Origin of the sequence: Colwellia sp. MB02u-14 (genome assembly GCF_014076915.1) — a bacterium.
GTDB lineage: Bacteria > Pseudomonadota > Gammaproteobacteria > Enterobacterales > Alteromonadaceae > Colwellia_A.
In genome coordinates this window covers 1-23,567 of record NZ_JACGUX010000006.1, presented here as the reverse complement: position 1 = coordinate 23,567, position 23,567 = coordinate 1, and the positions used below count along the sequence as shown (strand labels likewise).

The following is a 23,567-nucleotide window of genomic DNA, read 5'->3' as shown; positions in this document are numbered from 1 at the left end:
ATGATGAGTCAGCATGATAATAAAAACACGACAGCACTCGTTCACGGTGGGCAGCTCAACAAAATGGTTGAGCGCTACAAAATCCCTTTAGAACAGTGGCTAGACTTATCCACGGGCATCAGCCCGAACAGTTACCCTATTCCTGCTATTCCTCAATATATTTGGCAGCAATTACCGCAAAAAAGTGAAGGGTTACTCGCTGCAGCTAAACATTATTATGGTACGCAAAGTATAAGTACAACCAGTGGTAGCCAGGCAGTTATTGCACGTTTACCCGCGCTATATCTCAATCATATAAAAAAGCCATCAAGCCATATAGAGGTGTGGTTACCTGAAGTTGGTTATAAAGAGCACGAAAGAGCTTGGCATGATGCTGGTTTTACTGTTAAACATTATCAGCATTTACCAAAGTATGAAGACTTAGCATTAAACGCGATTGTTGTGGTAATTAACCCTAATAATCCAACAGGTGAATTACAGCAACAGCAAAAATTAACAGCACTGTTAACAACCCTTGAATCACTCTCGGGTTGGTTAATTATTGACGAGGCTTTTATGGATGTTATTGCACCGAGTCAATCGCTTATTCACTTAACGCTAAATAAACATCTTTTTGTATTGCGTTCAGTCGGTAAATTTTTTGGCTTAGCGGGTATTAGAATAGGTTTTTTAAGTGCTCATCCATTTTGGATAAATAAACTTAACCAGTTATCTTCACCATGGGAAGTTAATGGCCCAGCCCAATTTATTGCTGAGCAGGCGTTAAACGATCATGCTTGGCAATTGGCACAGCGACAAAAATTAACCGACTTATCCATAAAACTCGAACAACTATTAACAAAAACGTTTTTACATCACCCTACTAAAAGCGATGGCCCAAGCATAACGATTAAGGGGTGTGGTTTATTTAAAACAATCGTTTATCCTCAAGCAACAGAACTTTATCAAAAACTCTGTCGCCAAGGGCTCTACGTGCGTTTGTGCGACGAAAATAATGCTTTACGTTTTGGTATACCTGATCAAGCACAATACCTGAGATTAGAAAGGTTACTGGCTGAGCATTGCCATAGCTAAAGCGAGCTTTTCAGCTAACTCGGCATTAGTTAACTGTCCTTTTTCGACATCAAAATTATCATAAAAGCTTGGAATTGATAAATGAGCTTTTACCTCGCCATCAAAAAAAGGGGCCGAGCCTACAGCTGCGGCAAGTACGGTTGCGGCTCCACCTGGGCCTGGTGATGTTGCCAGTAAAACAAGCGGCTTATGCTGATACACTTTTTGTAAAGCACGAGAACTCCAATCAAATAAGTTTTTATAAGCAGCCGTATAAGAGCCATTGTGCTCAGCAAAACCAATAACCAAAGCGTCTGCACCGGCTATTTTATCGAGAAAGTCTTGTGCTAATTGTGGTTTACCCAGCTCTGCTTCTCTATCAGCACTATATAAGGGCATTTCATAATCGTTAATATCAAGTACTTCAACTTGAGCGTTTTCAACAAGGCTAGCGGCATAGCTCACTAACTGTTTATTAATTGATTGACGGCTACTACTGGCGGCAAAAGCGATAATTTTCATATAAACTCCAAAGTTATAACGATAAGTATGAGGTAACAATAGGTATTGCAATGAAAATAGTGTAATTTATTTCCTATGTAAGATTAATAACCTAATTACAGATACATTATTTCCATATGAAAGCTAATACACTATTTTCTTCTTCACAAAGTAAAAGTAACTTACTTGATGGTATCGCTGTTTTTGTACAAGTGGTGCAAAGTAAAAGTTTTGTCAATGCTGCTGAAAAAATGAAGCACTCTACCTCTTATATCAGCAAAGAAGTCAGTAAGCTAGAAACTCGTTTAGGGGTCCGCTTATTGCACCGAACGACCCGAACCTTAAGCTTAACATCCGAAGGCGAAGTCTATTATCAACAATGCCAACAGATCATTGAAGATGCTTTACACGTTGAAAATAGCCTTTTGGGACGCCAGCAAATACCACAAGGTCGTTTAAAGTTGAGCTGTCCTATTGGTATAGGTGTTTCTCGTATTAGGCCCATACTCGCTGAATTTATGGCTAAGTATCCGAAAATCACTTTAGACATCGAATTAAACGATCATAAAGTAGATTTAATTTCCGATGGCTTTGATATTGTCATCAGAGCAGCGGCTCAGCTTGAAGACTCAAGCCTAATTAGCCGACGTTTTATGAACTCGACCAGTTTAACGCTCGCGTCTCCCCAATACTTACAAGAGTATGGTATACCTAAACATCCCGATGAATTGATTGATCATCAGATGATCAGTTACCGTAATCTAAAAACCCCTGAAACTTGGTATTACACCGCTAAAAATGGGCAAAAAACTCAAACACATGTTATCAGTCGAGTATCATGCAATAATTCAGAAATGATGGTTTCGTTATGCTTAGCCGGACAAGGTATTATACGTATGCCGTTATTTAATTTGCGGGATGAAGTGACTACGGGGAAGTTAGTGCCACTGTTTGAAGATTTTATACCAATAAGTATTGGTGTTTACCTGGTTTATCCTAGCCGAAAAAACATGCCGGCGAAGGTAAAGTGCTTTATCGACTTTATTGTCGATAAGCTAGGTGATAGTTAGATGAAGGTTGACCACTACGCCAGCTTATTGTCTTGGGTAAACATACCTTTCACTAATGCCAGTTGAGCGAAATAATAGCTACTCATGATCCAAACACTTTCATAAGGTATTGGATGATAAAACTGATTAAGCCCTATTAATGAGTCTGAAAGAATAAAGCTGAGCCCGCCAATAATTAACCAAGCATTCACTTTTTGTGAAAGTAAGGTAGTTATCCCCATTAACAGTAATATTGTCATATAAACCAATACAGGTATAAATAACTCACCTAAGCCGGCATATATTAACGAAAACATGCCAACGCCATAGCCAAAATAGAGCGTAATAATCGGTAAACGTTTGCTGACGATTTTTTTGGGTACGAGTGGTTTTAGACTAAAAATGTAAAATAGATGAGCGACTAAGAAAGCCCCTAAACCGAATACAAACCAATTAACCCTGTCATAATCTAAAAAGAAATCGCCAAAAGCTGAGAAAACTAAGCCGATCATAAATAACTTATGCGCGCGTTCTTTAGTTTCAAAGCTTCTTTGCCAAGAAAAATGCAGTAAAACGAATATTGGTAAAATTTTTATTGCCCAGCTCAGCGGATAGGGCTTAAAAAAAAGACTGACCATAAAGCCACAAACACAGAGTAAAAATAAAAGTAAATGGGATCGGGTCATTGCTGTCATCTCTTTGCTGTAAGCCTTAGCACAAGGTACTAATCTACTGAATAACAAGTTAAAAGTCACCCTATAGGTTTACAATATACAGAGTCAATTGAGTGTTCGCTATTTACCATTAAGCATAAGAAAGGGAGTAACACATCACTCACTCTCTTACTTATCCGGTTTTAAAATGCCTTAAACTCTTTCAATAATTAAAGCTATTCCCTGCCCAACACCAATGCACATAGTACACAACGCATAACGCTTGTTGGTACGTTGCAATTGGCGAGCTGCTGACGTTATTAAGCGCGCACCACTCATTCCCAAAGGATGTCCTAATGCGATAGCGCCACCTTGCGGGTTAATACGAAGATCGTCATCTTGCAAACCTAACTCGCGAATACAAGCTAAAGCTTGTGCAGCAAAAGCTTCGTTCAGTTCAATAATGTCGATATCTTCAAGTGATAAATTCAAACGTTTTAGCAATTTTTTTGTTGCTGGAACCGGACCAATCCCCATAATACGTGGTGGTACACCAGCAACTGCCGTACCTAGCACCTTGGCAATAGGTGCTAAGTTGTTTTTTTGCACCGATTGACTTGACGCCAATAATATTGCCGCAGCGCCATCATTAATTCCCGAGGCATTACCGGCGGTAATAGTACCTTTGGCATGAACAAAAGGCTTGAGTGCCATCATTTTATCTAAACTTGTTAAACGAATATGCTCATCTTGAGAGAAAATAATAGGGTCGTTTTTACCTTGTGAAATACTAACGGGTAGTATTTCTTCTGCAAAAAATCCTGCTTGTTGGGCTTTAGCTGCTTTTTGCTGGCTAGCAAAAGCAAACTTGTCTTGGTCTGCCCGGCTAATGTTAAACTCTTGTGCAAGATTTTCTGCTGTTTGTGGCATGCTTTCAGTGCCGTACGCACTATCGAGTGCTTTGTTAATAAAGCGCCAGCCCGTCGTTGTATCGAAAATTTCTTGAGTACGCGAAAAATTACTTTCTGCTTTGCCCATCACAAAAGGTGCGCGAGTCATGCTTTCAACACCGCCAGCAATAATCATTTCAGCTTCACCTGACTTAATCGCCTGCATCGCAATACCGACAGCATTTAAGCCAGAGCCACATAAACGGTTCAAGGTTGTTGCAGGGACTTGATAAGGTAAGCCCGCTAATAACGTGGCTACACGAGCAATATTACGGTTATCTTCTCCTGCTTGGTTAGCACAACCTAAAATAACATCGTCTACTTGGCTAAAATCGAGTGTTGGGTTTCGTGCCATTAGTGCTGCTAAGGGTAATGCGGCTAGGTCATCAGCACGAATGGTCGCTAGCGAGCCAGCATAACGGCCAATAGGTGTTCTAATGGCATCACAAATGAAAACTTCATTTTGTTCAAGACTTCTATTTTGTCCGGTACTTTCAGTTTTAGTTGAAAAAGCACTCATGCATATATTCTCTTTTGAGTTTGTTTGAACTTAGCGTTAACTTCGTTTTAGTCAGGGATATTACTCAATAACTGTTTCAAAACCTGAGTTAAATGCGTTACTAAAATCATATTTTTTTTCTGTTATCACCGATGATAACATTATCAAACAAATATTGATCATCATCAGTCCTTGTTCAAATAAATGTCTCAGTAATACCTTCTGTTCCATTTTCGTTAGCATACACTTGGCGATAATTTTTCGGTGCATGTTATGAGACTAAAACACAGTTTTTGGCTCATAACAAAGCTCTGTACCTATATTCACCTAGAGAAATTCAGCATGACGATTTCAAGTGCTTGTTCATTATTTAAAGAACAACCCACCTTACGGGTGCCTATAAACTTGAAAAATATCATTTTTTATCAAAGGTATAGATAAAAACTATAATTAATTCTGCTAATCATTATTAAAGGTTATAGTAATGGGAACAAACTTCATTTTATCAACAACGATTGGAAATAACGATGGAACTTCGATCACTAAAGTATTTTCAATCTGTCTATGAGCAAGGCAGTATTAGTGGCGCTGCTCGCGTTTGCTTTGTTTCTCAGCCTTCAATCACCACGGCGATTCAGCAGCTAGAATCAGATTTAAATATCACTTTGTTTTTTCGTCATGCACGCGGTGTATTGCCCACAGATGCGGCAGATAAACTCTACCCTAAAGCAAAAGAAATGACTGACAATGCAAAGTCTATCAGTCATCTTTTTTCTGAAAACCCAAAACCCGTGTTACTCAGGCTAGGTATTATGCGCTGATTGGGAGCGCAACGAATGAGTCACTTATTGAAGAAAATAACAGAAAAAATTGATCATATAGAATTAACGTTAGTTGACCCTCAAGAACCTTGCGATGCGCGCGTTGTGTCTGCTAACTCTGTTGCCTATAACGAAAGCTTTATTCCTATTTGGCAAGACAACTATCAAATAGCGGTGCCAAAAAGCTGGCCTATTGCTCAACAGTCGTCTATTAACATTATTCAATTGCAAGATATGCCTTTTATCAATAGAGCACCTTGTGACGCCCTCGACACCTTAAAAGTGGTCATGGCTGATGCTTCTATTAGGTTTCAACCCCGCGCTAATATTAAAACCATCGAATATGCTTGGCAATTAGTCTGCGCAGGGATTGGCGCGGCTTTACTGCCTGATTGGCAAGAAATTCTAGAGGCTGAAGCGTTAGTATTAATGCCAGTCGAAGATAATAGGTTAATAAAAGACATTGGATTGGCATTTAACCGTAATAAAGAGAATTCATTCATTATTAGCGCGGTAAAAGAAGTTTGTCGCTCAGTCCGTGTCAGTTAAATCACTGTTGATGTTTACGTAAAATCTAAACAAATATCGGTACAGCCTTTACCGCAATAAACACCGGGTGTGCTTTTGTCTTCTGGTACAACTAAGCGCAGAATAGTGCCACAAGTTTCACATTTTATTTGACGACCAGCCATTACTTTTTTAATCAAGGCTTTTTGATCATTAAATGACTTGGCACTGGTTTTTTTTAACTGGTCAAATTGGCTTATATCAAGCATAAAACTCTCTTAATGATGCTGAAATACTTCAGCATAAGAATAATAGTAAAGGTTAGCCATCATATGTTATTTACATTATAGATGAACCTAACCCCTTTATAAGTATTAGAATATACTTAAACTGCAGCGCAATAAAACCCATCATACTGTCCACCTAGTGGCTCTGCGCTTGAAATCAATAAATTTTGATACGAACTAATGTTTTCATAACTGGCACCAACAAAGGGATAAGCCGTAATTTCCCAAGGAAAGTCATCATTACCCTCATAAGGACAAAATGATAATTTTTGGTTGTTTTCTAAAAGTAACTGACCAAACTTCAAAGCAGCTTCTTCGTTAGGAAAAATGACTGAAAACTCAATTTCACGGGCTTGACTTAAATCATCGCCATCAATCATCATTTGCCACAAAGCGTTGCCAACATTATCTTCTGGAAATAGGGCTAAATCACGGTTCATTATTATTCATCTTATTGTTAACTAAATTATTTCGCTATTTTATCTGATGAAAAACAGAATACCAATTTTGTTCGGCATTATTTTTGGTAAACTAACGTCATTAATGACAACAACGGTCTTTAACCTTGAGTATAGCCTTGAATAAATTTGAGCTTCACCTTGATATCAATACAGAAAACAGCACCATTATCACAGAGCTTAACAAGCAGTGCGCATTAAGTAATGCGCAATTAAAACAAGCTATTCAGCAAGGAGCGTTATGGTTAACGCGCGGAAAAAGCACACAACGCTTGCGACGGATTAAAAAACCATTAAAAATAACCGATACCTTGCACTTTTATTATGACGAAAAAGTATTAAACCAGCAGCCTAATGAAGCCTTGTTAGTGGCTGATTGTGTTGATTACAGTGTTTGGTATAAGCCTTACGGCATGTTATCTCAAGGTTCGAAGTGGAGTGATCATTGTACTATCGCTCGTTGGGCACAAACACACCTAAAACCTGAACGCGCAGTATTCATCGTTCATCGCTTAGATAGAGCTGCAACGGGGTTGATTTTAATTGCGCATAGCAAAAAAGCAGTTCAAGCATTAAGTGCTATGTTTGAAAAGCATAATTTAGAAAAAATATATCATATTATCATTCATGGTGATCATCGTTTGCGCCCGCAACCTGATACCTTAACAAATGATGTTGACGGTAAAAAAGCGAGTAGTCATTTTACTCATCTTGCGTACGATGAAAAAAATAATACATCCTTAGTACAAGTAAAAATAGATACCGGTAGAAAACATCAAATAAGAAGCCATGCAGCAAGTATTAATATGCCCGTGGTTGGCGATAGGTTACACGGGAAAGTTGTTGAGGGTACTAATGAAGAAAGTATTAACTTACAACTTTGCGCCGTTGCACTTAATTTTATTTGCCCGCTTAGCGACGAGCAAAGATCATTTAAACTACCAGAGCATTTAATGCCATCATTAAATGCTCTGGCGTGAACGCATTTATGAGCAGTAATTAAAGTCGCTATCTTTAAGAAGTGCTAATTTGTCACCAACAAGTTCTGCCGTTTCAATTTTCGCTAAAAGGTCAAAACCGACCTGACGTTGCTCTAGTGTCAATGCTAGATAAGGCAATCTAAAGTTAGCTTCAACGGCACCTGTCATCATCAAGGTCGTATTTACTGCAATAGGGTTTGGCTCACAAAACAACCATTTCATGAGGCCTTGTAAGCGTTCATTTAGCTCGCTGTCTCGAGTATCCATTAAGGTTCTCATTAAGCCTGGAATAACATTTGATGTTACTGAAATAACACCATGAGAGCCAAATTGATGGCGACCGACATAACTTTCATCGTCGTTGCCTGACCAACAAGCAATCCCTTGTTTTTCATAATACGCGATACGCTCGTTACCACCACATTCTTTCACACCAATAAAGTTTTTATGCTTTGACAACGGCTCGATCAAATCAGGGGTAAGATCCTGACCCGTTCGACCCGGCACGTTATAAATAAACGCAGGTCCAATATCTAATACTTTATTAAAATGTGCCGCAACACCCGCCATTGACGTTCTACCGTAATAAGGATTAATTTGCAATGCTGCATCCATTCCCATAGCAAAACCATTTTGTGTCGCTTTAATCGCTTCACGGGTATTATTACTACCGGTATTACCAACAATAATAAGTTTGTCGCTATATTGATGAACGGTATGGGCGATTAACATTAAGTGCTCTTCCCAACTTAATAAGTGTCCTTCACCGGTAGTTCCACCGACAACAATACCGTCAACGCCAGCAGCAATTTGCTTTGCAACAAGTTGGTCATAAGTAACAAGGTCAATTTCACCCTGTGCGTTATAAGGGGTTTTTATCGCAGTAATTAAACTTGCTGCTTTTATATTTTTCATTTTTTCTCTACTACTTATTAAGTAAATGGGGAATTTTATTATTTGTGAAGAATAACTTAATTTAACAGTGTCCGATTTTATCAACAACTCGGCGCAGGATAAACACTTCATTACTCACAATATGCTGGTATTTAAACACTTGGCTGTCTAATGCTAAAATTTTGTAGGCCTGATAGTTATTTTCATTATGTAAATCTGCACAATAATGCTCATTGTCTACAACTTCTTCTTGCGTAATAGTAAAGTGTATATCACCCACTAATCCCCAATCGCCTAGCTCAACATTTTGGCTAATAATTTCGCCTTGAGAGGTTTGTTCGACAAAAGAAAACTCAAAGCTACCATCAAGGCAAAGCTCAGCATACTCAACAAGTTGGTGACCTGTGTTATTCATTTCCATACGATACCAACGCCCCGCTAATAATGCTCGGTTATATTGCTCACTCACTTAAAATACGCCTTAATAACTCTGTCAAATATATGCGCTATTGTGCCTTATTTTTACCAACAACCAAATAAAAAAAACCACAACAGAAATGTTGTAGTAAAGTATATTTTTGTAAACCATTGTTACAAATTAATTTTTCATCACAGTGATGCTGCCATTAACACTTTCTAAATTAATATTAATATCACCGCTGCCAACAGTTCCAGATAAATGACGACCGCTAAACATTTTTTTATCACTTGAAAGTCCAAACTCAGTAGCAATACTGCCATGCATGGTTTCAGCATTAATTACAGCACTCAAATCACTTGGCATATAAAGTTTAATGCTACCATTTACGGTTGTTAATTCGATATTATCTACGTTTTTATCTATGCGCTGGTATGACGCTTTAATACTGCCATTGGCACAATTTAGCTCAAGATCATCAGCTGAGTCTTGCACATTAATAGACCCATTTACTGTGTTAGCTTTTATTTCACCTTTTACTTGCTCAATAACCAAAGAACCGTTAACTAACTCAATATTGGTTAACGCAGCGCCAAAGGGTACCATTACGCTATAGTCAACTTTTCCTGAGTTGCTATTGCGCCCCCAAGATGCTTGTTTGGTGTACTGTGTTTCAACACTCACGTCACTTGAGCGTTCAGAAAACTCAATATTAATACGCTCTCTATCTTCTTGATTATCTGCAGTGATCATTGCCGTTATTTTTATTTCACTTTTATCCCAGCCTTTAATCTCAACGCCACCATTAACATTAGCTAAACGTAAAGTTGCTGATGAACTAACAGAAAATGATTTTTCAATAGTCTCTTTAACTTCAGCGTATACTGATGTGATCGTTGATAGTGATAAAATAGTGGCTAACGTAAGTTGTTTTTTTAATGCATTTTTCATAAATGTTCCTTTAAAATTTTATTAATAGTTTTTGTTTTAATAATCATTAGTCACTCATCTTATAAAAAAGGTTTAAATTTATTTGATTGGTATAAATTTTTTATTTACTGATACTTACTAACAATAATTCGACTTATAAAGTAATCTAACGCTATTATTTTATTTGGTTTTTGAGTTGCAAAAATGACTATCGCTAAAGTACACCTTCTCCTTACTGGTAATGAGTTAATGACTGGAGATATTGTTGACAGTAACTCCGCAATGATCGCCCAACAATGCAAAACCATTGGCATAAAAATTAGCCGTAAAGTCACTTTAGCTGACGACCTAAAGTTACTTTCCAAGGAAATAATAACGTTAACAAAAGACGCTGACGTATTAATTATCAATGGGGGGCTTGGACCAACAACCGACGATTTAACCGCACAAGCGTTAGCAAATGCCAGTAACCTTCCTTTAGAGCAACACCCTATTGCGTTGGCACATTTACAAGCATGGTGTGAACAACGTAATGCGCACTTAGGCGCCGCAAATTTAAAACAAGCGATATTGCCAAAAGATTGCAATATTATTATCAACCGAGTGGGCAGCGCTGTTGGGTTTTCAATGAGATTAAATGACTGCCAAGTTTTCTGCACTCCGGGTGTCCCCAGTGAACTAAAAATAATGCTTAATGAAGAAATTATTCCGGTACTAGCGTTACAATCAAAATTCACCGCGGAAATGGACATTACCCGTTTACAATTATTTGGTATTGGCGAGTCATCATTACAATCAATGCTAATTAAAGAGTTTCCTTATTGGCCTAAAGAAGTTGAATTAGGTTTTCGCGCGAGCTCTCCATTAATAGAATTAAAATTAACCGTTGAAAAAAATGAATATTTACCCGTAAAAATTAATCTCATTGAGAAAATAAAAACGTTATTAAATGATCACATTATTGAGGAAATTAAAGAAAACCCTCATACCTTAGCAGAATTAGTCTTGCAATTATGCCAACAAAAAAATCTTAAGATAACTACAGCAGAATCTTGTACTGGGGGTTTAATCGCGAGTGAGTTAACAAAAGTATCAGGATCATCGGCTTCATTTGAAGCAGGCTTTGTAACTTATTCAAATGGTATGAAAAGCAAATTACTTAATGTTAATGAAAATATAATAAAGCAACACGGCGCAGTGAGTGAGGAAACGGTGAGAGCGATGGCTAAAGGAGCATTGGCTATTGCAGATGCAGATTTAGTTATTGCTGTTTCAGGCATCGCTGGCCCTGATGGTGGCACAAAAGAGAAACCAGTGGGCTCAGTTTGGGTTGCCTGGGGGAATAAAGACAAAATAGACAGTAAATATTTTTGTATAAGAGCAAATAGGGTCTACTTTCAGCAAATGGTAGCCGCACGATCGCTTGATATGATCCGACGTTTATTAATTGAAAGCACTCAAACACCACTTTATTTCTAATATATAGCTTTAAAATGTTGTATGCATGTTAACGTAGCGTATTAACTTTAATAATATTAAAAGAAACGTCATTTTTATTGCGCCATAAATCAAAACTTTATATATTTACAGGGATAATAAACTAGAATAATAGTATTGTAGGGTATTAGTCATTAATGTGATTAATATCACTGTACATATTAGTAAAATATAGGAGCATGTTTTGATAGAAAAAAACTTCATCACGAGTGGTCGCAATACCATTATTCATAAGATGAGAAAATTTGATTTATTGATTATCAATGGCGGTCACCCTGTTGTTATTGTAAGTAACCGTGGAATAGGTATTTATAAAGGTGAAGTGCCCAGTAAAAAGGCTGATGCTAAAAAAGCATATCAAGATGTAGTTGATGTAAGTGCTACCGATGTATTTGGTGAATCTAAAACACTGATATTTATACAGGCACTTGATAATAAAGAATATAAAATAGATTACTCGAAAATAAACACCAGTTCTTTCATTAAAATTCATCAAGAAAACTACATTTAATATTTTATTTTAAGTGGTAATAGTGGAGTAAATCTCGCGTGACTCAAGCAAGTTTAGTAGCAAATAAAAAAAACAATATTGACCTTGTTTTGCAACCGTTTAAAGATGACTCGCAAATCACAGAAGCGAGTATCCATGAAATTATTGAGAATTCTGAATATAAAGGCTTATATGTTGATAACGGCAATATTAAAAATGCGATTGCCGAACTCAATAGTGTTCTAAAACCCCTTCAGGCTAATAAATCTGGCCGAGAAATAAGTTATCAAGTACTTGAGCGTCGAGATGCGACTATTTCAATTTCTATTGATAAAGATGAAATGTCTGCAAGCGCAGAAATTTCAACGGCACTTGGTGGCAAACATTTAACTGCTAAAGCTATTTTAAATTCGGCGCAACAATCGGGTGTTACCAAAGGTTTTACCAAAGAGCAGTTGTTAAAACTTGCTCATCAAGCGGCTAAAGAACCTGCTGGTTCTATTGTTAATGGTGAAATTGCTCATGGTAAAGAAGCCATTAATGGTAAAGATTCAAAAATAAAATGGTTAGTACAGAGCGCTCAAGACAGAATTTTACGTCCTAAAGCACGCGAAGATGGTAGTGTCGACATGCGTGATTTAGGCGATATAATTTGTGTAAAAGTCGGTGACCCACTCGCAAAAAAAATTATGCTAACCGAAGGTGTTAAGGGCTTTACAGTCAACGGTTCTCCTTTAGAACCGGTTCCAGGAGAAGATATTACGCTGCAAGCAGGTGAAGGTACAACAATCAGTCCTAAAAATGATCAAATATTAATTTCAACACTGATAGGCTTGCCAAGGATCATTGATAACGGCATGGAAGTTGACAGTGTCTATCGTATAAAGAATGTTGATATTAGTACTGGCCACATTAAATTTGAAGGTAGTGTTATTATCGATGGTGATATTTGTGAAGGCATGAAAGTAACGGCTACAGGTGATATAACAATTGGTGGCTTTGTTGAGTCTGCAAGTCTAGAAGCTGGTGGAGACATAACTATTGGTAGTGGTATTATTGGCAGAAAACAAGATACTGAAGAACTTTCTCTTGATGACATAAAAATGAGTGTTTGTATTCGTGCTAAAGGTAAAGTATTTGCAAAGTACTGTCAATATGCTGAAATATCATGTCATTCCTTACGTATTGAAAATCAAATGATGCACAGTATTATTGATGTTGAAGAAATTCTGTGGCTGGGCTCAGATGAAAAAGCTAACGGTAAACTTATTGCGGGTTACATAAAAGCAGGGAAATCTGTTCATGCTGGAATAGTAGGTGCTACCGCAGGAAGTACAACAATAATTAACTTTTCTAAAAAAGTTAATTTAATTAAAGAACACTTGGAAGATATTGAAGCTAGATTAAAAATTGATTCTGATAAGTCTACTGAATTACAAGTAGCAGTTAATAAATTGAAAAAATTACCAACCGATAAAGTAAATCCTGAAATGCTTAGCAAACTGATATCTACTTACAAATATCACACTCATCGTATGGGTGAAATTCTAAATGAGAAAGAGGTGTTTGAAGAGAAGCTTCAAGCATATATGACGAGTGTTTTTGTTGAAGCAACAGAAAAATTATATCATAGTGTACAAGTAATTGTTGGCGATTTCCAAGACAAAACGCGCCGTGAATATGGCCCAACGAAGGTGAATTATAAAGAAAGAAAAGTTCATTTTAACCCTATCGTTAATACCTAGTGAATTGCTGTGTAGTTCACTATCACTAAACACCCTTTTCGTTACCTTGGATAAGCGATGAACTCTTTTACTCTTCCTTTACTTGCTATAGGTATGCTTATTAGCAGTGCCTCAGCTCAGCAATGCGATATTAATTTTAACCACGGCGTGGTAATCAACCCTTCTCATGTGCGTATTTTAAAAGAAAGCCAAACCTATGTACAAATCAATAACGACCAACAGTTATTTATTCGTGGACGAGAAATCAACCTTAATGAAGAGCAAAGGCAATTATTAACGCAATACAGCCAAGGTATTCGTAAGCAAATCCCTGAAATAGTTGCCATAGCAATTGAAGGGGTTGATATAGATTTAAAAGCGGTAAATAAAGTTATCGCAGGCTTAACAGGCGAAAATAGCGCTTCACATCAGAAGATACAAGAGCGCTTTGATGAAATGCAATATCGTTTAAGAGAGCGTTTTAACCACAGCGATACTAACTATTATATTGCGTCACAAGATTTTGCTGATTTTGATGAAATTTTTGCTGGTGCCTTTGAACAAGAAATTGAAAGTATTGTTACTGAATCAATTGGTACTATTTTGATGGCTGTTGATGAAGCAATGGCAACCAATGAGGAAAGTAGTAGTGAACAACGGGTAGAAACATTTGACCAGCGTATAAAAGGTATGGAAAAAGATCTACAGCTTGAAATTGAACCTCGTGCCCAAGAAGTGCAATTAAAAGCGGCCCAGTTTTGTAAAAGCTTAAAGAAGTTAGACCAACTTGAGGCTAAGTTACAGCAAAGTATTACAGCACTGGGTGAATTTGATTTAATTCAAACAAAATAATCACTGTACCCTTCATCCTGAACATAAAAAACCTGCATCAGCAGGTTTTTTATAATCAAACAAACCGTGAATTACATATTAGGGTAATTCGGTCCACCCGTACCTTCAGGTGTCACCCAAGTAATATTCTGACTTGGGTCTTTAATATCACAGGTTTTGCAATGAATACAGTTTTGCGCATTAATCACTAATTTATCACCTTGCTCTGTCGATTCAATTTCGTAAACACCTGCGGGACAATAACGCTGAGCGGGTTCAGCGTATTTAGCTAAGTTAACCGAAATAGGAATAACTACATCTGCAAGTTTCAAGTGACAAGGTTGCTCTTCTTCATGATTAGTATTAGACAAAAACACTGAAGTTAACTTATCAAAACTTAACTTATTATCAGGTTTTGGATAATTAATAACCGCTACTTCTGATGCCAATTCAAGTTGGTCGTGATCGAGCGTATCGTCTTTAAAGTTGAACGGTAACTTACCATTAAAGAAGTTCTGATCTAAGGTGTTATAGGCTCCGCCTAATGTCATACCAAACTTATGCATCGCAGGACCAAAGTTACGAGAACTGTATAATTCTTCGTATAACCAAGAGTCTTTAAACCTTTCTGTATAATCAGCTAGGTCTTTACCGCCCTCATCACCTGATGCTATTGCATGAAAAATACTTTCAGCCGCTAACATACCAGATTTCATTGCGGTGTGATTACCTTTGATTTTGGCAAAGTTAATCGTTCCTGCATCACAACCGACGATAATACCACCGGGCATTGTCATTTTAGGTAATGAATTGAAACCACCTTTTGCCATCGCTCGTGCTCCATAAGAAACACGTTTTCCACCTTCAAGGTACTGACTAATTTTTGGGTGATGTTTATAGCGTTGAAATTCATCAAACGGACTTAAGTGCGGATTGCTATAATTTAAGTCAACAATTAGCCCTACAAATACTTGATTATTTTCTGCATGGTAGAGATAACCGCCACCTGTCGCGCCTTGGTCTAATGGCCAACCTGCCGTATGAACAACAAGACCTTCTTGGTGCTTAGCGGGGTCAATGTCCCAAATTTCTTTAAAGCCTAAACCATAGTGTTGTGGAGACTTACCTTCATCTAGGCTAAATTTACTGATTAACTCTTTTCCTAAATGGCCACGACAGCCTTCAGCAAATACCGTGTATTTAGCACGAAGCTCCATACCTGGTACGAACGAATCTTTTTCCTTACCATTAACGTCTAAGCCCATGTCTCCGGTAAGAATACCCGCAACACTACCGTCATCGTTATAAAGTACTTCATGTGCAGGGAAGCCAGGAAAAATTTCAACACCTAACTCTTCAGCTTGCTCAGCTAACCAACGACAAACATTGCCCATACTAGCAATATAATTCCCTTCATTGTGCATCGTTTTAGGTACAGAGAAGTTAGGTAACTTTATAGCGTTACTTTCACTATTGAGCAAATAAATGTCATCACCGGTCACTTTTGTCTTTAGTGGTGCGCCTTTATCTTGCCAATCTGGGAATAATTCATTGAGCGCTCTAGGCTCAAAAACCGCTCCAGATAGAATATGTGCTCCAACTTCTGAGCCTTTTTCAACAACGCAGACCAGAAGTTCTTGATCTTTTTCTTTTGCTAACTGCATCAAACGACAAGCAGTCGCTAGGCCAGACGGTCCAGCACCCACTATAACAACGTCAAAATCCATCGATTCGCGTTCCATAAATTTCCCCAAAAAATATTCATTCAAATAAAATCAAACACTCGTTTGATTTTCAAACACCTGTTTGATAATATCACTTATTATAGATATTTTGTTGATAAATACTATCTTCTATTGAAAGATATTACGACAAAAGCTATTTAAGCTCAATTTATCGAGACAACTGCGGTATTACGTTGACGTTCACGTAGTCTAGTATTAGTCTGTCGAGCAATAATTAGAAATACTTGTTAATGTTAGTTTAATAAAACAAACGTTAGCTTTACACTATAAATATAAACACAACAAACGCAATCAGAGGCAACGATGAAAGTATTAGTACCTATCAAACGTGTTATTGACTATAACGTCAAAGTTCGCGTAAAAGCAGACAATTCAAATGTTGATCTTGCTAATGTAAAAATGGCAATTAACCCTTTTTGTGAAATTGCTGTAGAAGAAGCGGTTCGTTTAAAAGAAGCGGGTATCGCCACTGAAGTTATTGCGGTATCTGTTGGCGATAAGTCTTGCCAAGAGCAACTAAGAACAGCGTTAGCTTTAGGTGCAGATCGCGCCATTCAAATCGAAACTGATGAGAAATTAGACGCACTAAATATTGCTAAGCTTTTACAAAAAATTGTTGACGAAGAGCAGCCTCAATTAGTTATCTTAGGCAAGCAGTCTATCGACAGCGATAACAATCAAACAGGGCAAATGCTTGCAGCATTAACGGGTATGGCGCAGGGTACATTCGCATCAGAAGTAAAAGTTGAAGGTGATAAAGTTAATGTAACACGTGAAGTTGATAGTGGTTTACAAACTATCGCACTTAACTTACCCGCGATTGTTACCACTGATTTACGCTTAAATGAACCACGTTATGCTTCATTACCTAATATTATGAAAGCAAAGCGCAAGCCTTTGGTTGTTATGCCTGCCGCTGATTTTGGTATTGATTTAAGCCCACGTTCAAAATTAATAAAAGTAACGCCTCCTGCGACACGTAAAGCCGGCATTATTGTTGATAGTGTTGATACATTAATTGAGAAATTGAAAAATGAAGCGAAGGTGATTTCATGAGTATTTTAGTATTTGCTGAACATGATAACAGTACATTAAAAGCAGACACCCTTAAAACAGTTGCTGCAGCGCAAGCAATTGGTGGCGACATTCATATATTGGTTGCTGGTAGCGATTGTCAAAGTGTTGCTCAAGAAGCGGCAAAAGTTAACGGTGTAAGTAAGGTAATTGTTGCAGATAGCCCAGCTTATGAGCATCAACTAGCTGAGAATATTAGCTTGTTGGTAACAGAACTTGCCGCTGACTACGAACATATCTTAGCGACAGCATTAACGACAGGTAAGAACTTCATGCCTCGCGTTGCCGCTTTATTAGATGTTGCACAAATTTCAGATATTATTGCTGTAGAAAGTAGCGACACTTTTGTTCGTCCTATTTACGCAGGTAATGCTATAGCAACAGTGCAGAGCTTAGATAGCAAAAAAGTGATCACGGTTCGTCCTACGGGTTTTGACCCAGTAGCTACAGACGGTAGCGCTGAAGTTGTTGCCATAGACTCAGTAACTGATGCCGGAATTTCATCGCATGTAAGTGACCAGTTATCAGTATCAGAACGTCCCGATTTAGGCGCAGCGAGTATCGTAATTTCAGGTGGTCGTGGTATGCAAAATGGCGATAACTTCAAATTACTTGAAGGTATTGCAGACAAACTTGGCGCTGCTATCGGTGCTTCACGTGCTGCTGTTGATGCTGGCTTTGTACCTAACGATATGCAAGTAGGCCAAACAGGTAAAATTGTTGCCCCTGATTTATATATTGCTGTAGGTATTAGTGGTGCCATTCAACATCTAGCGGGTATGAAAGACTCAAAAATCATTGTTGCTATCAACAAAGATGCCGAAGCACCTATTTTCCAAGTTGCTGATTACGGTATTGTTGGTGATTTATTTGATGTATTACCTGAGCTTGAAGGTAAACTGTAAACTATACGTTATTAGACTTATTTTCTAGAGCATTCTAGGTATAATAAAGCCACTTCAATAGTGGCTTTATTTTTGTCTAAAATTTAGCGAGTGCTTTAATTAAACTTGGGTATCAATATAATGAATAATAAACTTTCTAGCCTCAGCGATCTTGCCAGTGCGTTTGGTAGAGAGGCAACTACACCTGATAATTCAGCAAAGCAACAACCTTCCGACACTTCATTAGTTTACTCAACAGACAGTGGTCGTATTAAACAAGAAAGTGCCACTCAAGCAATAACAGCCAGTGATGGTTATGCTAAAGTTAGACGTGAAACTAAAGGCAGAAAAGGTAAAGGCGTTGTTACCATTACCGGTTTAGGCATAGATGCTAAAGCGCTTAAAGAGCTCGCTAAAAAATTAAAAAAAACCTGTGGCTCCGGTGGGAGCGTTGTTGGTGACATCATCGAAGTACAAGGAGATAAAAGAGAGCAAATAAAACAAGTACTTGAAAGCAATGGTTATAAAGTAAAGTTTATTGGCGGGTAATAACTAAACCTATAGCTTGCTAATTTATATCGTACTTCCGCAATTTAATTGCTATTTTATTGTGTGATACGTTTAAACGATCTGCCAGTTTCCTTGTTGTTGGGTATAGTGGATATAGCGCTTTAAGTAAATTATGTTCAAACGCTTCTTGAGCACTACGCCAATCGGAGCATTTATACTGCTCTGCTAAATTTCTAGCCTCCTTTACTGACAATTCAGTCTCCTGGCTTATCGGTAAGTCAGTAACAGTAAACTGAGATAAAGCACCATCAATATCTGATTTTTCAATAATTCCCGTATCATTAAGTGCTACCGCCCTAAAAAGAATATTTTGTAACTGGCGAATATTACCCGGCCATTGACAGTTTTTTAGCGCAACTAACGCTTGTTCCGTTAAAGTAGGAACCTTTCGTGCCACCTGTAGCGCTGCCATTTCAATAAAGTGTGAAGCCAATAATATAATATCATCAGGGCGATCACGTAGTGGGGGTATCGACAAACTCAAGACATTTAGACGATAGAACAAGTCTTCTCTAAATAATTGTCTTTCAATCTGTTGAGGTAGGTTTTGATGGCTGGCGCTAATAATGCGGACATTAGCGGTTAACTCTTTTGTTCCACCGAGTCGTCTATACTTATAGTCTTGTAAAAATCTTAATAACTTAGCTTGCAGATAAACAGACATTTCTGCTATTTCATCTAGGAAGATAGTGCCTGTTTCTGCTAATTCAAACAAGCCTGGCTTGCCTCCTTTTTGAGCGCCTGTAAAAGCACCCGGTGCATAGCCAAACAATTCACTTTCCAGTAGGTTTTCTGGTAATGCCGCACAGTTTAGTGCTAAGAAAGGTGCATCAGCTCTTCGGCTCGCATTATGTAAGGCGCGAGCTAAAAGCTCTTTTCCTGTACCTGTTTCGCCGCTAATAAGCACTGGTAACTCTAGTTCTGAGAAACGAAGTGTTTGAGATTTCAACAAACAAATAGCTGAATTTTCACCAATAATATTATCAAACTCGGCTTGTTCTTTACTCTGTATTAACGCGATATGCTGACCAACACGGTTCATCGAGCGTAATGTTAGAATAACACCTGATACACTATGTTCTGAAAATATAGGCGTAATATCAGCTAAATAGGAATGTTCAAGAAAAGCGAGTGAAAAATTACTCAATGATGAACTGAGCATTTCCTGAAAAGATTGATCAATATATTGATCAATATGCTGGCCTTCAATTGTCAAACCTAATTCTTTTATTAGCGACTGAGCCGCAGTATTAATGATAACAATAATGCCATTTTGATCTATATCGAGTATTGGATCAGGAATAGTATCTAATAAGGTTGTTAAATGGGCTTCACGCCTCTGTGTCGGTAGCAAGTCAACAGATAAACAATGCACAATATCATCCCGATGCGAGAGGGAATATTGGACTTCAGATAATGTTATATTATTCGACATAAAGTCCACGTAGATAAAATGACTCACGACTTCCAAAGAACATATATTCCAACGATTTTCGGCAAAAATGGCCAGAACTTCTTGGCTTATACCAATACGATCTTTTACTTTTATTTCAATTCTCACTGGCTAATCTCAATGTTTTGGCAAGATGTTGTAATATTAACATTACAATGTCTTAATTATATTACAGAATAGCTGATAAGCAGAGCTTTTGTAATATTTAAATTACAAGTGATTAAATAAACACTTATAAAAAACCATAAGCAACTGAAAATATTACAATAAAATATAATGGCGCTAATTTTGCTATGTCTACTTCAAGACTATATATGATCAGTAGAAGACTGATTAACGGCGCACCTACAATTAATAACAAATGCGTCTTTAATTTGTCTCATCGCAACAACTTAAAAGTAGAGCCATATTATGAAAAATAGTAAACATATTGAAACACAAGCGATCCATTCAGGCCGCATTAACGATGAACAGTTTGGCTCTTTGGCGACTCCTCTCTACCAAACTTCTACCTTTATTTTTGAAAACGCTAAACAAGGAGCCGATCGGTTTGCCGGAGAGGCTGAAGGTTATATCTACGGTAGATTAGGCAACCCCACTGTAAGGCAATTAGAGATGCGTGTTGCTGCAATGGAAGAAATGGAAGATGCCGCAGCAACAGCAACCGGAATGGCTGCAGTATCTGGCGCTTTATTAGCTAATTTGCAGTGTGGTGATCATATTATTTCATCTAGTGCGTTATATGGTTGCTCATATGCGCTAATTAGCCATATGTTAACAAAATTTGGTATTGAAGTTTCATTTGTTGATATGCAAGAGCCTGAAAATATAGAAAAAGCGATAAAACCTAATACAAAGGTTATATTCTTAGAAACACCTATAAATCCCAACTTAGTTGTTCTAGATTTAGCGAGCATTTTAGCGATATCAAAACATCATAATATTCTCTCAATTGTGGACAATACTTTTCTTACCCCTGTTTTACAGCAACCCGGTAAATTTGGTGCAGACATAGTGGTTCATAGCGCGACAAAATATCTAAATGGTCACGGTGATGTCGTAGCCGGTATTATATGCAGTAATGCCGAAATGATAGAACACATCAAATTAACGGCACTTAAAGATATTGGCGCAACAATGAGCCCTCATGATGCCTGGTTAATTATGAGAGGATTAAAAACCTTACCATTGCGTATGGAACGCCACTGTTCAAATGCACAATTAATAGCTGAGTTTTTAGAGAGTCATCCAATGATAGCTAAAGTGTATTACCCTGGACTAAAATCTCATGATGGCTATAAATTTATTGGCACACAAATGAAAGCTGCCGGTGGTGTTATCGCTTTTGAATTAAATGCAGATCTAAAAGGTGGTGAAGACTTCATTAATCGGATGAGTTTATTTTCAATCGCAGTAAGTCTAGGTGATGCAGAATCCCTTATTCAGCACCCAGCTTCAATGACCCATTCTCCTTATACACCAGAAGAAAGAGTAGCTGCAGGCATCAGTGATAGTTTAATTCGTATCTCTGTTGGTCTAGAACACGTAAGTGATTTACTTGACGATCTAAAACAATCTTTAGATCAAATAGAAAACCGCCAAGAGCAAGTTGCTTAACTTAGCGGTTTATAACGAGTAAGTATAATTACCCGTAAAGTATTAATCCTGCGTTATAATTTTAGTTAGCGCAGGCATTACTTTTTCTTTTAACAAGGTTAATTCACTGTCTGTGTAAGCCTTCATTGCAAACTCACCCCAAACAGGCTTCGGCCAAGCAATATCATCCGCAAAGCGAACAATGTGATGGACATGCAGTTGCGGACAAATATTACCTAATGCCGCTACATTCATTTTTGTGCCATTAAATAACTGCATTAATATTTCACTTAACAAGCTTGATTCATTGAGAAACTGCTGTTGTTGTTGCCAATCAAGTTGATAGATATCTTGAACATCATCGACCCTAGGTACTAAAACAAACCACGGATAATTACTATCATTCATCAGTAATAGTGTCGACAGTGGCAGCTCGAGTAATTCAATCGCGTCTCGCTTTAATAGCGCGTGAAGTTGGAATGTATTAGACATGTAAGCTCCCTTAACGTTTATTTTTACGACCACGACCACGAGCCGTTTTCTTTGCTTCTCTCGCTGCCACTTTTTTAGCTTCTTGCTCAATAAAATAAAGTGTTTCAACTTCTATCATATCGGGGGTTTCAAAAGTAATTTCCCCGAGGGTTTTATCCCTTATTTCATTAATTAGGATTGCTGCCGCTTTATGTAAATCAATACGTCCGCCAGATCTAACACATCCGCGTCGTCGACCTATTTCTTCAAGCAACTCAACTTCTGTTTCAGGTAACTCTTTTAGTTGGTAACGTTCCTGCAATCGATCAGGGTAATTTGCTAATAAGTATTCACCGGCAAAAGCAGCAATATCTTCATGATCAAAGGCGGTGTCTTTAACGGCACTTGTTATAGCAAGGCGATAGCCACTATTTTCGTTAATAATTTTGGGCCACAACATACCTGGAGTGTCATATAAATAAAGTCCTTCATCCAAACGAATACGTTGCTGACCTTTAGTTACTGCCGGCTCGTTACCTACTTTAGCTTTTGCTTTACCGACAAGGGTGTTTAACAAAGTAGATTTACCTACATTAGGGATCCCCATAATCACAACATTTATTTGCTTACCTGTTTCATTTTTACTAGGAACAAGTTTACGAATAAGACTAGGGAGTGTTTTAGCCACTGAGGGATTATCTGTTGTTAACGCGATTGCTTTTACGTTTTTCTGAGACTCTAAATATTCCAACCAGAGTTGTGTTTTAGCAGGATCAGCAAGATCAGATTTATTGAGTATCTTAATGAGTGGAATATCACCTCTAATCTCAGTGATCATCGGATTCTCACTACTAAAGGGTAATCGTGCATCACACACTTCTATCACAACATCTATTTGTGGAAGAATTTCTTTTATTTCTTTTTGGGCTTTATGCATATGCCCAGGGAACCAATTAATAGCCATAACAACACTAAGTAATTTATTAATGTGTAGATTTTAGCAAGTTACGCATTGATACACACGTTACATTGAAAATAAATGTGATATTGCAAGCTATCCCTTTTTTATCTGTAATACTGACAAGTTTAAAATAAAGAAATTTACAGAAATGCCAGACAGCAAAAAGCCCGACTCTTTCGAATCGGGCTTCTCTTAATAGGCGCCTAGCAATGTCCTACTCTCACATGGGAACTCCCACACTACCATCGGCGCTACTGCGTTTCACTTCTGA

At 37.7% G+C, this 23,567-nt stretch carries 25 protein-coding genes; 13 read left to right on the top strand and 12 right to left on the bottom strand.

Annotated elements, in window-relative coordinates:
* Entirely contained in the window at positions 1–1,074 is a 1,074-nt protein-coding gene (gene cobD, locus H4J52_RS01470; RefSeq protein WP_182224124.1) for a threonine-phosphate decarboxylase CobD, read from the top strand.
* On the opposite strand, the gene H4J52_RS01465 is transcribed toward cobD, so the two are convergent.
* Complete coding sequence (locus H4J52_RS01465; protein WP_182178285.1) at positions 1,048–1,575, bottom strand: NADPH-dependent FMN reductase; 528 nt, start codon at positions 1,573–1,575, stop codon at positions 1,048–1,050. The genes cobD and H4J52_RS01465 overlap by 27 nt on opposite strands.
* A 116-nt stretch (positions 1,576–1,691) precedes the next feature.
* Between H4J52_RS01465 and H4J52_RS01460 the strand changes: the two genes are divergently transcribed.
* Entirely contained in the window at positions 1,692–2,624 is a 933-nt protein-coding gene (locus H4J52_RS01460) for a LysR family transcriptional regulator (RefSeq protein WP_182178287.1), read from the top strand.
* 14 nt (positions 2,625–2,638) lie between these two features.
* On the opposite strand, the gene H4J52_RS01455 is transcribed toward H4J52_RS01460, so the two are convergent.
* Positions 2,639–3,346: a lysoplasmalogenase gene (locus H4J52_RS01455; protein ID WP_182178289.1), complete on the bottom strand. Its 708-nt coding sequence runs from the start codon at positions 3,344–3,346 to the stop codon at positions 2,639–2,641.
* 123 nt (positions 3,347–3,469) lie between these two features.
* A complete protein-coding gene (gene pcaF / locus H4J52_RS01450) occupies positions 3,470–4,726 on the bottom strand; it encodes a 3-oxoadipyl-CoA thiolase (RefSeq protein ID WP_182178291.1) in 1,257 nt (418 codons plus the stop codon).
* Between the two features lie 506 nt (positions 4,727–5,232).
* Here pcaF and H4J52_RS19770 point away from each other — a divergent pair.
* Entirely contained in the window at positions 5,233–5,526 is a 294-nt protein-coding gene (locus H4J52_RS19770) for a LysR family transcriptional regulator (protein ID WP_259366628.1), read from the top strand.
* Positions 5,527–5,541: 15 nt separating this feature from the next.
* On the top strand, positions 5,542–6,075 hold the full coding sequence (locus H4J52_RS19765) for a LysR family transcriptional regulator substrate-binding protein (RefSeq protein WP_259367799.1): 534 nt from the start codon (positions 5,542–5,544) through the stop codon (positions 6,073–6,075).
* Positions 6,076–6,089: 14 nt separating this feature from the next.
* Here H4J52_RS19765 and H4J52_RS01440 read toward each other — a convergent pair whose 3' ends face one another.
* Together H4J52_RS01440 and H4J52_RS01435 are read right to left on the bottom strand one after the other, a co-directional pair.
* Positions 6,090–6,302 carry a hypothetical protein gene (locus tag H4J52_RS01440; RefSeq protein WP_182224123.1) on the bottom strand — a complete coding sequence of 71 codons (213 nt, stop codon included), beginning with the start codon at positions 6,300–6,302 and terminating at the stop codon, positions 6,090–6,092.
* A 116-nt stretch (positions 6,303–6,418) separates the two neighbouring features.
* Complete coding sequence (locus H4J52_RS01435) at positions 6,419–6,760, bottom strand: ribonuclease E inhibitor RraB (protein ID WP_182178295.1); 342 nt, start codon at positions 6,758–6,760, stop codon at positions 6,419–6,421.
* 137 nt (positions 6,761–6,897) lie between these two features.
* Between H4J52_RS01435 and H4J52_RS01430 the strand changes: the two genes are divergently transcribed.
* Complete coding sequence (locus tag H4J52_RS01430) at positions 6,898–7,758, top strand: RluA family pseudouridine synthase (protein WP_259366626.1); 861 nt, start codon at positions 6,898–6,900, stop codon at positions 7,756–7,758.
* Between the two features lie 6 nt (positions 7,759–7,764).
* Here H4J52_RS01430 and dapA read toward each other — a convergent pair whose 3' ends face one another.
* From dapA to H4J52_RS01415, 3 genes are all read right to left on the bottom strand, one after another.
* Entirely contained in the window at positions 7,765–8,673 is a 909-nt protein-coding gene (dapA, locus tag H4J52_RS01425) for a 4-hydroxy-tetrahydrodipicolinate synthase (protein WP_182224122.1), read from the bottom strand.
* Positions 8,674–8,734: 61 nt separating this feature from the next.
* Positions 8,735–9,121, bottom strand: coding sequence for a hypothetical protein (locus tag H4J52_RS01420; protein WP_182178301.1), 387 nt, complete (start codon positions 9,119–9,121; stop codon positions 8,735–8,737).
* A gap of 129 nt (positions 9,122–9,250) precedes the next feature.
* Entirely contained in the window at positions 9,251–10,021 is a 771-nt protein-coding gene (locus tag H4J52_RS01415) for a DUF4097 family beta strand repeat-containing protein (RefSeq protein WP_182224121.1), read from the bottom strand.
* Between the two features lie 183 nt (positions 10,022–10,204).
* Here H4J52_RS01415 and H4J52_RS01410 point away from each other — a divergent pair, with 183 nt between their 5' ends.
* The 4 genes from H4J52_RS01410 (at position 10,205) to H4J52_RS01395 (ending at position 14,563) form a co-directional block, all read left to right on the top strand.
* Positions 10,205–11,479, top strand: coding sequence for a CinA family nicotinamide mononucleotide deamidase-related protein (locus tag H4J52_RS01410; RefSeq protein WP_182178306.1), 1,275 nt, complete (start codon positions 10,205–10,207; stop codon positions 11,477–11,479).
* Positions 11,480–11,681: 202 nt separating this feature from the next.
* Positions 11,682–12,008, top strand: coding sequence for a hypothetical protein (locus H4J52_RS01405; RefSeq protein WP_182178308.1), 327 nt, complete (start codon positions 11,682–11,684; stop codon positions 12,006–12,008).
* A 38-nt stretch (positions 12,009–12,046) separates the two neighbouring features.
* Positions 12,047–13,732: a DUF342 domain-containing protein gene (locus H4J52_RS01400; RefSeq protein WP_182178315.1), complete on the top strand. Its 1,686-nt coding sequence runs from the start codon at positions 12,047–12,049 to the stop codon at positions 13,730–13,732.
* A 57-nt stretch (positions 13,733–13,789) separates the two neighbouring features.
* Complete coding sequence (locus tag H4J52_RS01395) at positions 13,790–14,563, top strand: DUF2884 family protein (protein WP_182178317.1); 774 nt, start codon at positions 13,790–13,792, stop codon at positions 14,561–14,563.
* 71 nt (positions 14,564–14,634) lie between these two features.
* Here H4J52_RS01395 and H4J52_RS01390 read toward each other — a convergent pair whose 3' ends face one another.
* A complete protein-coding gene (locus H4J52_RS01390; protein WP_182224120.1) occupies positions 14,635–16,284 on the bottom strand; it encodes an electron transfer flavoprotein-ubiquinone oxidoreductase in 1,650 nt (549 codons plus the stop codon).
* A gap of 306 nt (positions 16,285–16,590) precedes the next feature.
* On the opposite strand from H4J52_RS01390, the gene H4J52_RS01385 reads away from it, so the two are divergent.
* The 3 genes from H4J52_RS01385 to H4J52_RS01375 all read left to right on the top strand — a co-directional run bounded on the left by H4J52_RS01385 (position 16,591) and on the right by H4J52_RS01375 (position 18,794).
* A complete protein-coding gene (locus H4J52_RS01385; protein WP_182178320.1) occupies positions 16,591–17,343 on the top strand; it encodes an electron transfer flavoprotein subunit beta/FixA family protein in 753 nt (250 codons plus the stop codon).
* On the top strand, positions 17,340–18,266 hold the full coding sequence (locus tag H4J52_RS01380; protein WP_182178322.1) for an electron transfer flavoprotein subunit alpha/FixB family protein: 927 nt from the start codon (positions 17,340–17,342) through the stop codon (positions 18,264–18,266). The genes H4J52_RS01385 and H4J52_RS01380 overlap by 4 nt, the downstream gene beginning before the upstream one ends.
* A gap of 120 nt (positions 18,267–18,386) precedes the next feature.
* Complete coding sequence (locus H4J52_RS01375) at positions 18,387–18,794, top strand: stress response translation initiation inhibitor YciH (RefSeq protein WP_182178324.1); 408 nt, start codon at positions 18,387–18,389, stop codon at positions 18,792–18,794.
* A gap of 19 nt (positions 18,795–18,813) precedes the next feature.
* Here the strand turns inward: H4J52_RS01375 and H4J52_RS01370 are convergent, their stop codons facing one another.
* A complete protein-coding gene (locus H4J52_RS01370; RefSeq protein WP_182178326.1) occupies positions 18,814–20,376 on the bottom strand; it encodes a sigma 54-interacting transcriptional regulator in 1,563 nt (520 codons plus the stop codon).
* Between the two features lie 303 nt (positions 20,377–20,679).
* Here H4J52_RS01370 and megL point away from each other — a divergent pair, with 303 nt between their 5' ends.
* Positions 20,680–21,885 (top strand): methionine gamma-lyase, encoded by a 1,206-nt coding sequence (gene megL / locus H4J52_RS01365; protein ID WP_182223186.1) that lies wholly within the window; start codon positions 20,680–20,682, stop codon positions 21,883–21,885.
* Between the two features lie 42 nt (positions 21,886–21,927).
* On the opposite strand, the gene H4J52_RS01360 is transcribed toward megL, so the two are convergent.
* Positions 21,928–22,356: an HIT domain-containing protein gene (locus H4J52_RS01360; RefSeq protein WP_182178330.1), complete on the bottom strand. Its 429-nt coding sequence runs from the start codon at positions 22,354–22,356 to the stop codon at positions 21,928–21,930.
* A gap of 10 nt (positions 22,357–22,366) precedes the next feature.
* Positions 22,367–23,299 carry a ribosome biogenesis GTPase YlqF gene (ylqF, locus tag H4J52_RS01355; protein ID WP_182178332.1) on the bottom strand — a complete coding sequence of 311 codons (933 nt, stop codon included), beginning with the start codon at positions 23,297–23,299 and terminating at the stop codon, positions 22,367–22,369.
* Between the last annotated feature and the right edge of the window lie 268 nt (positions 23,300–23,567).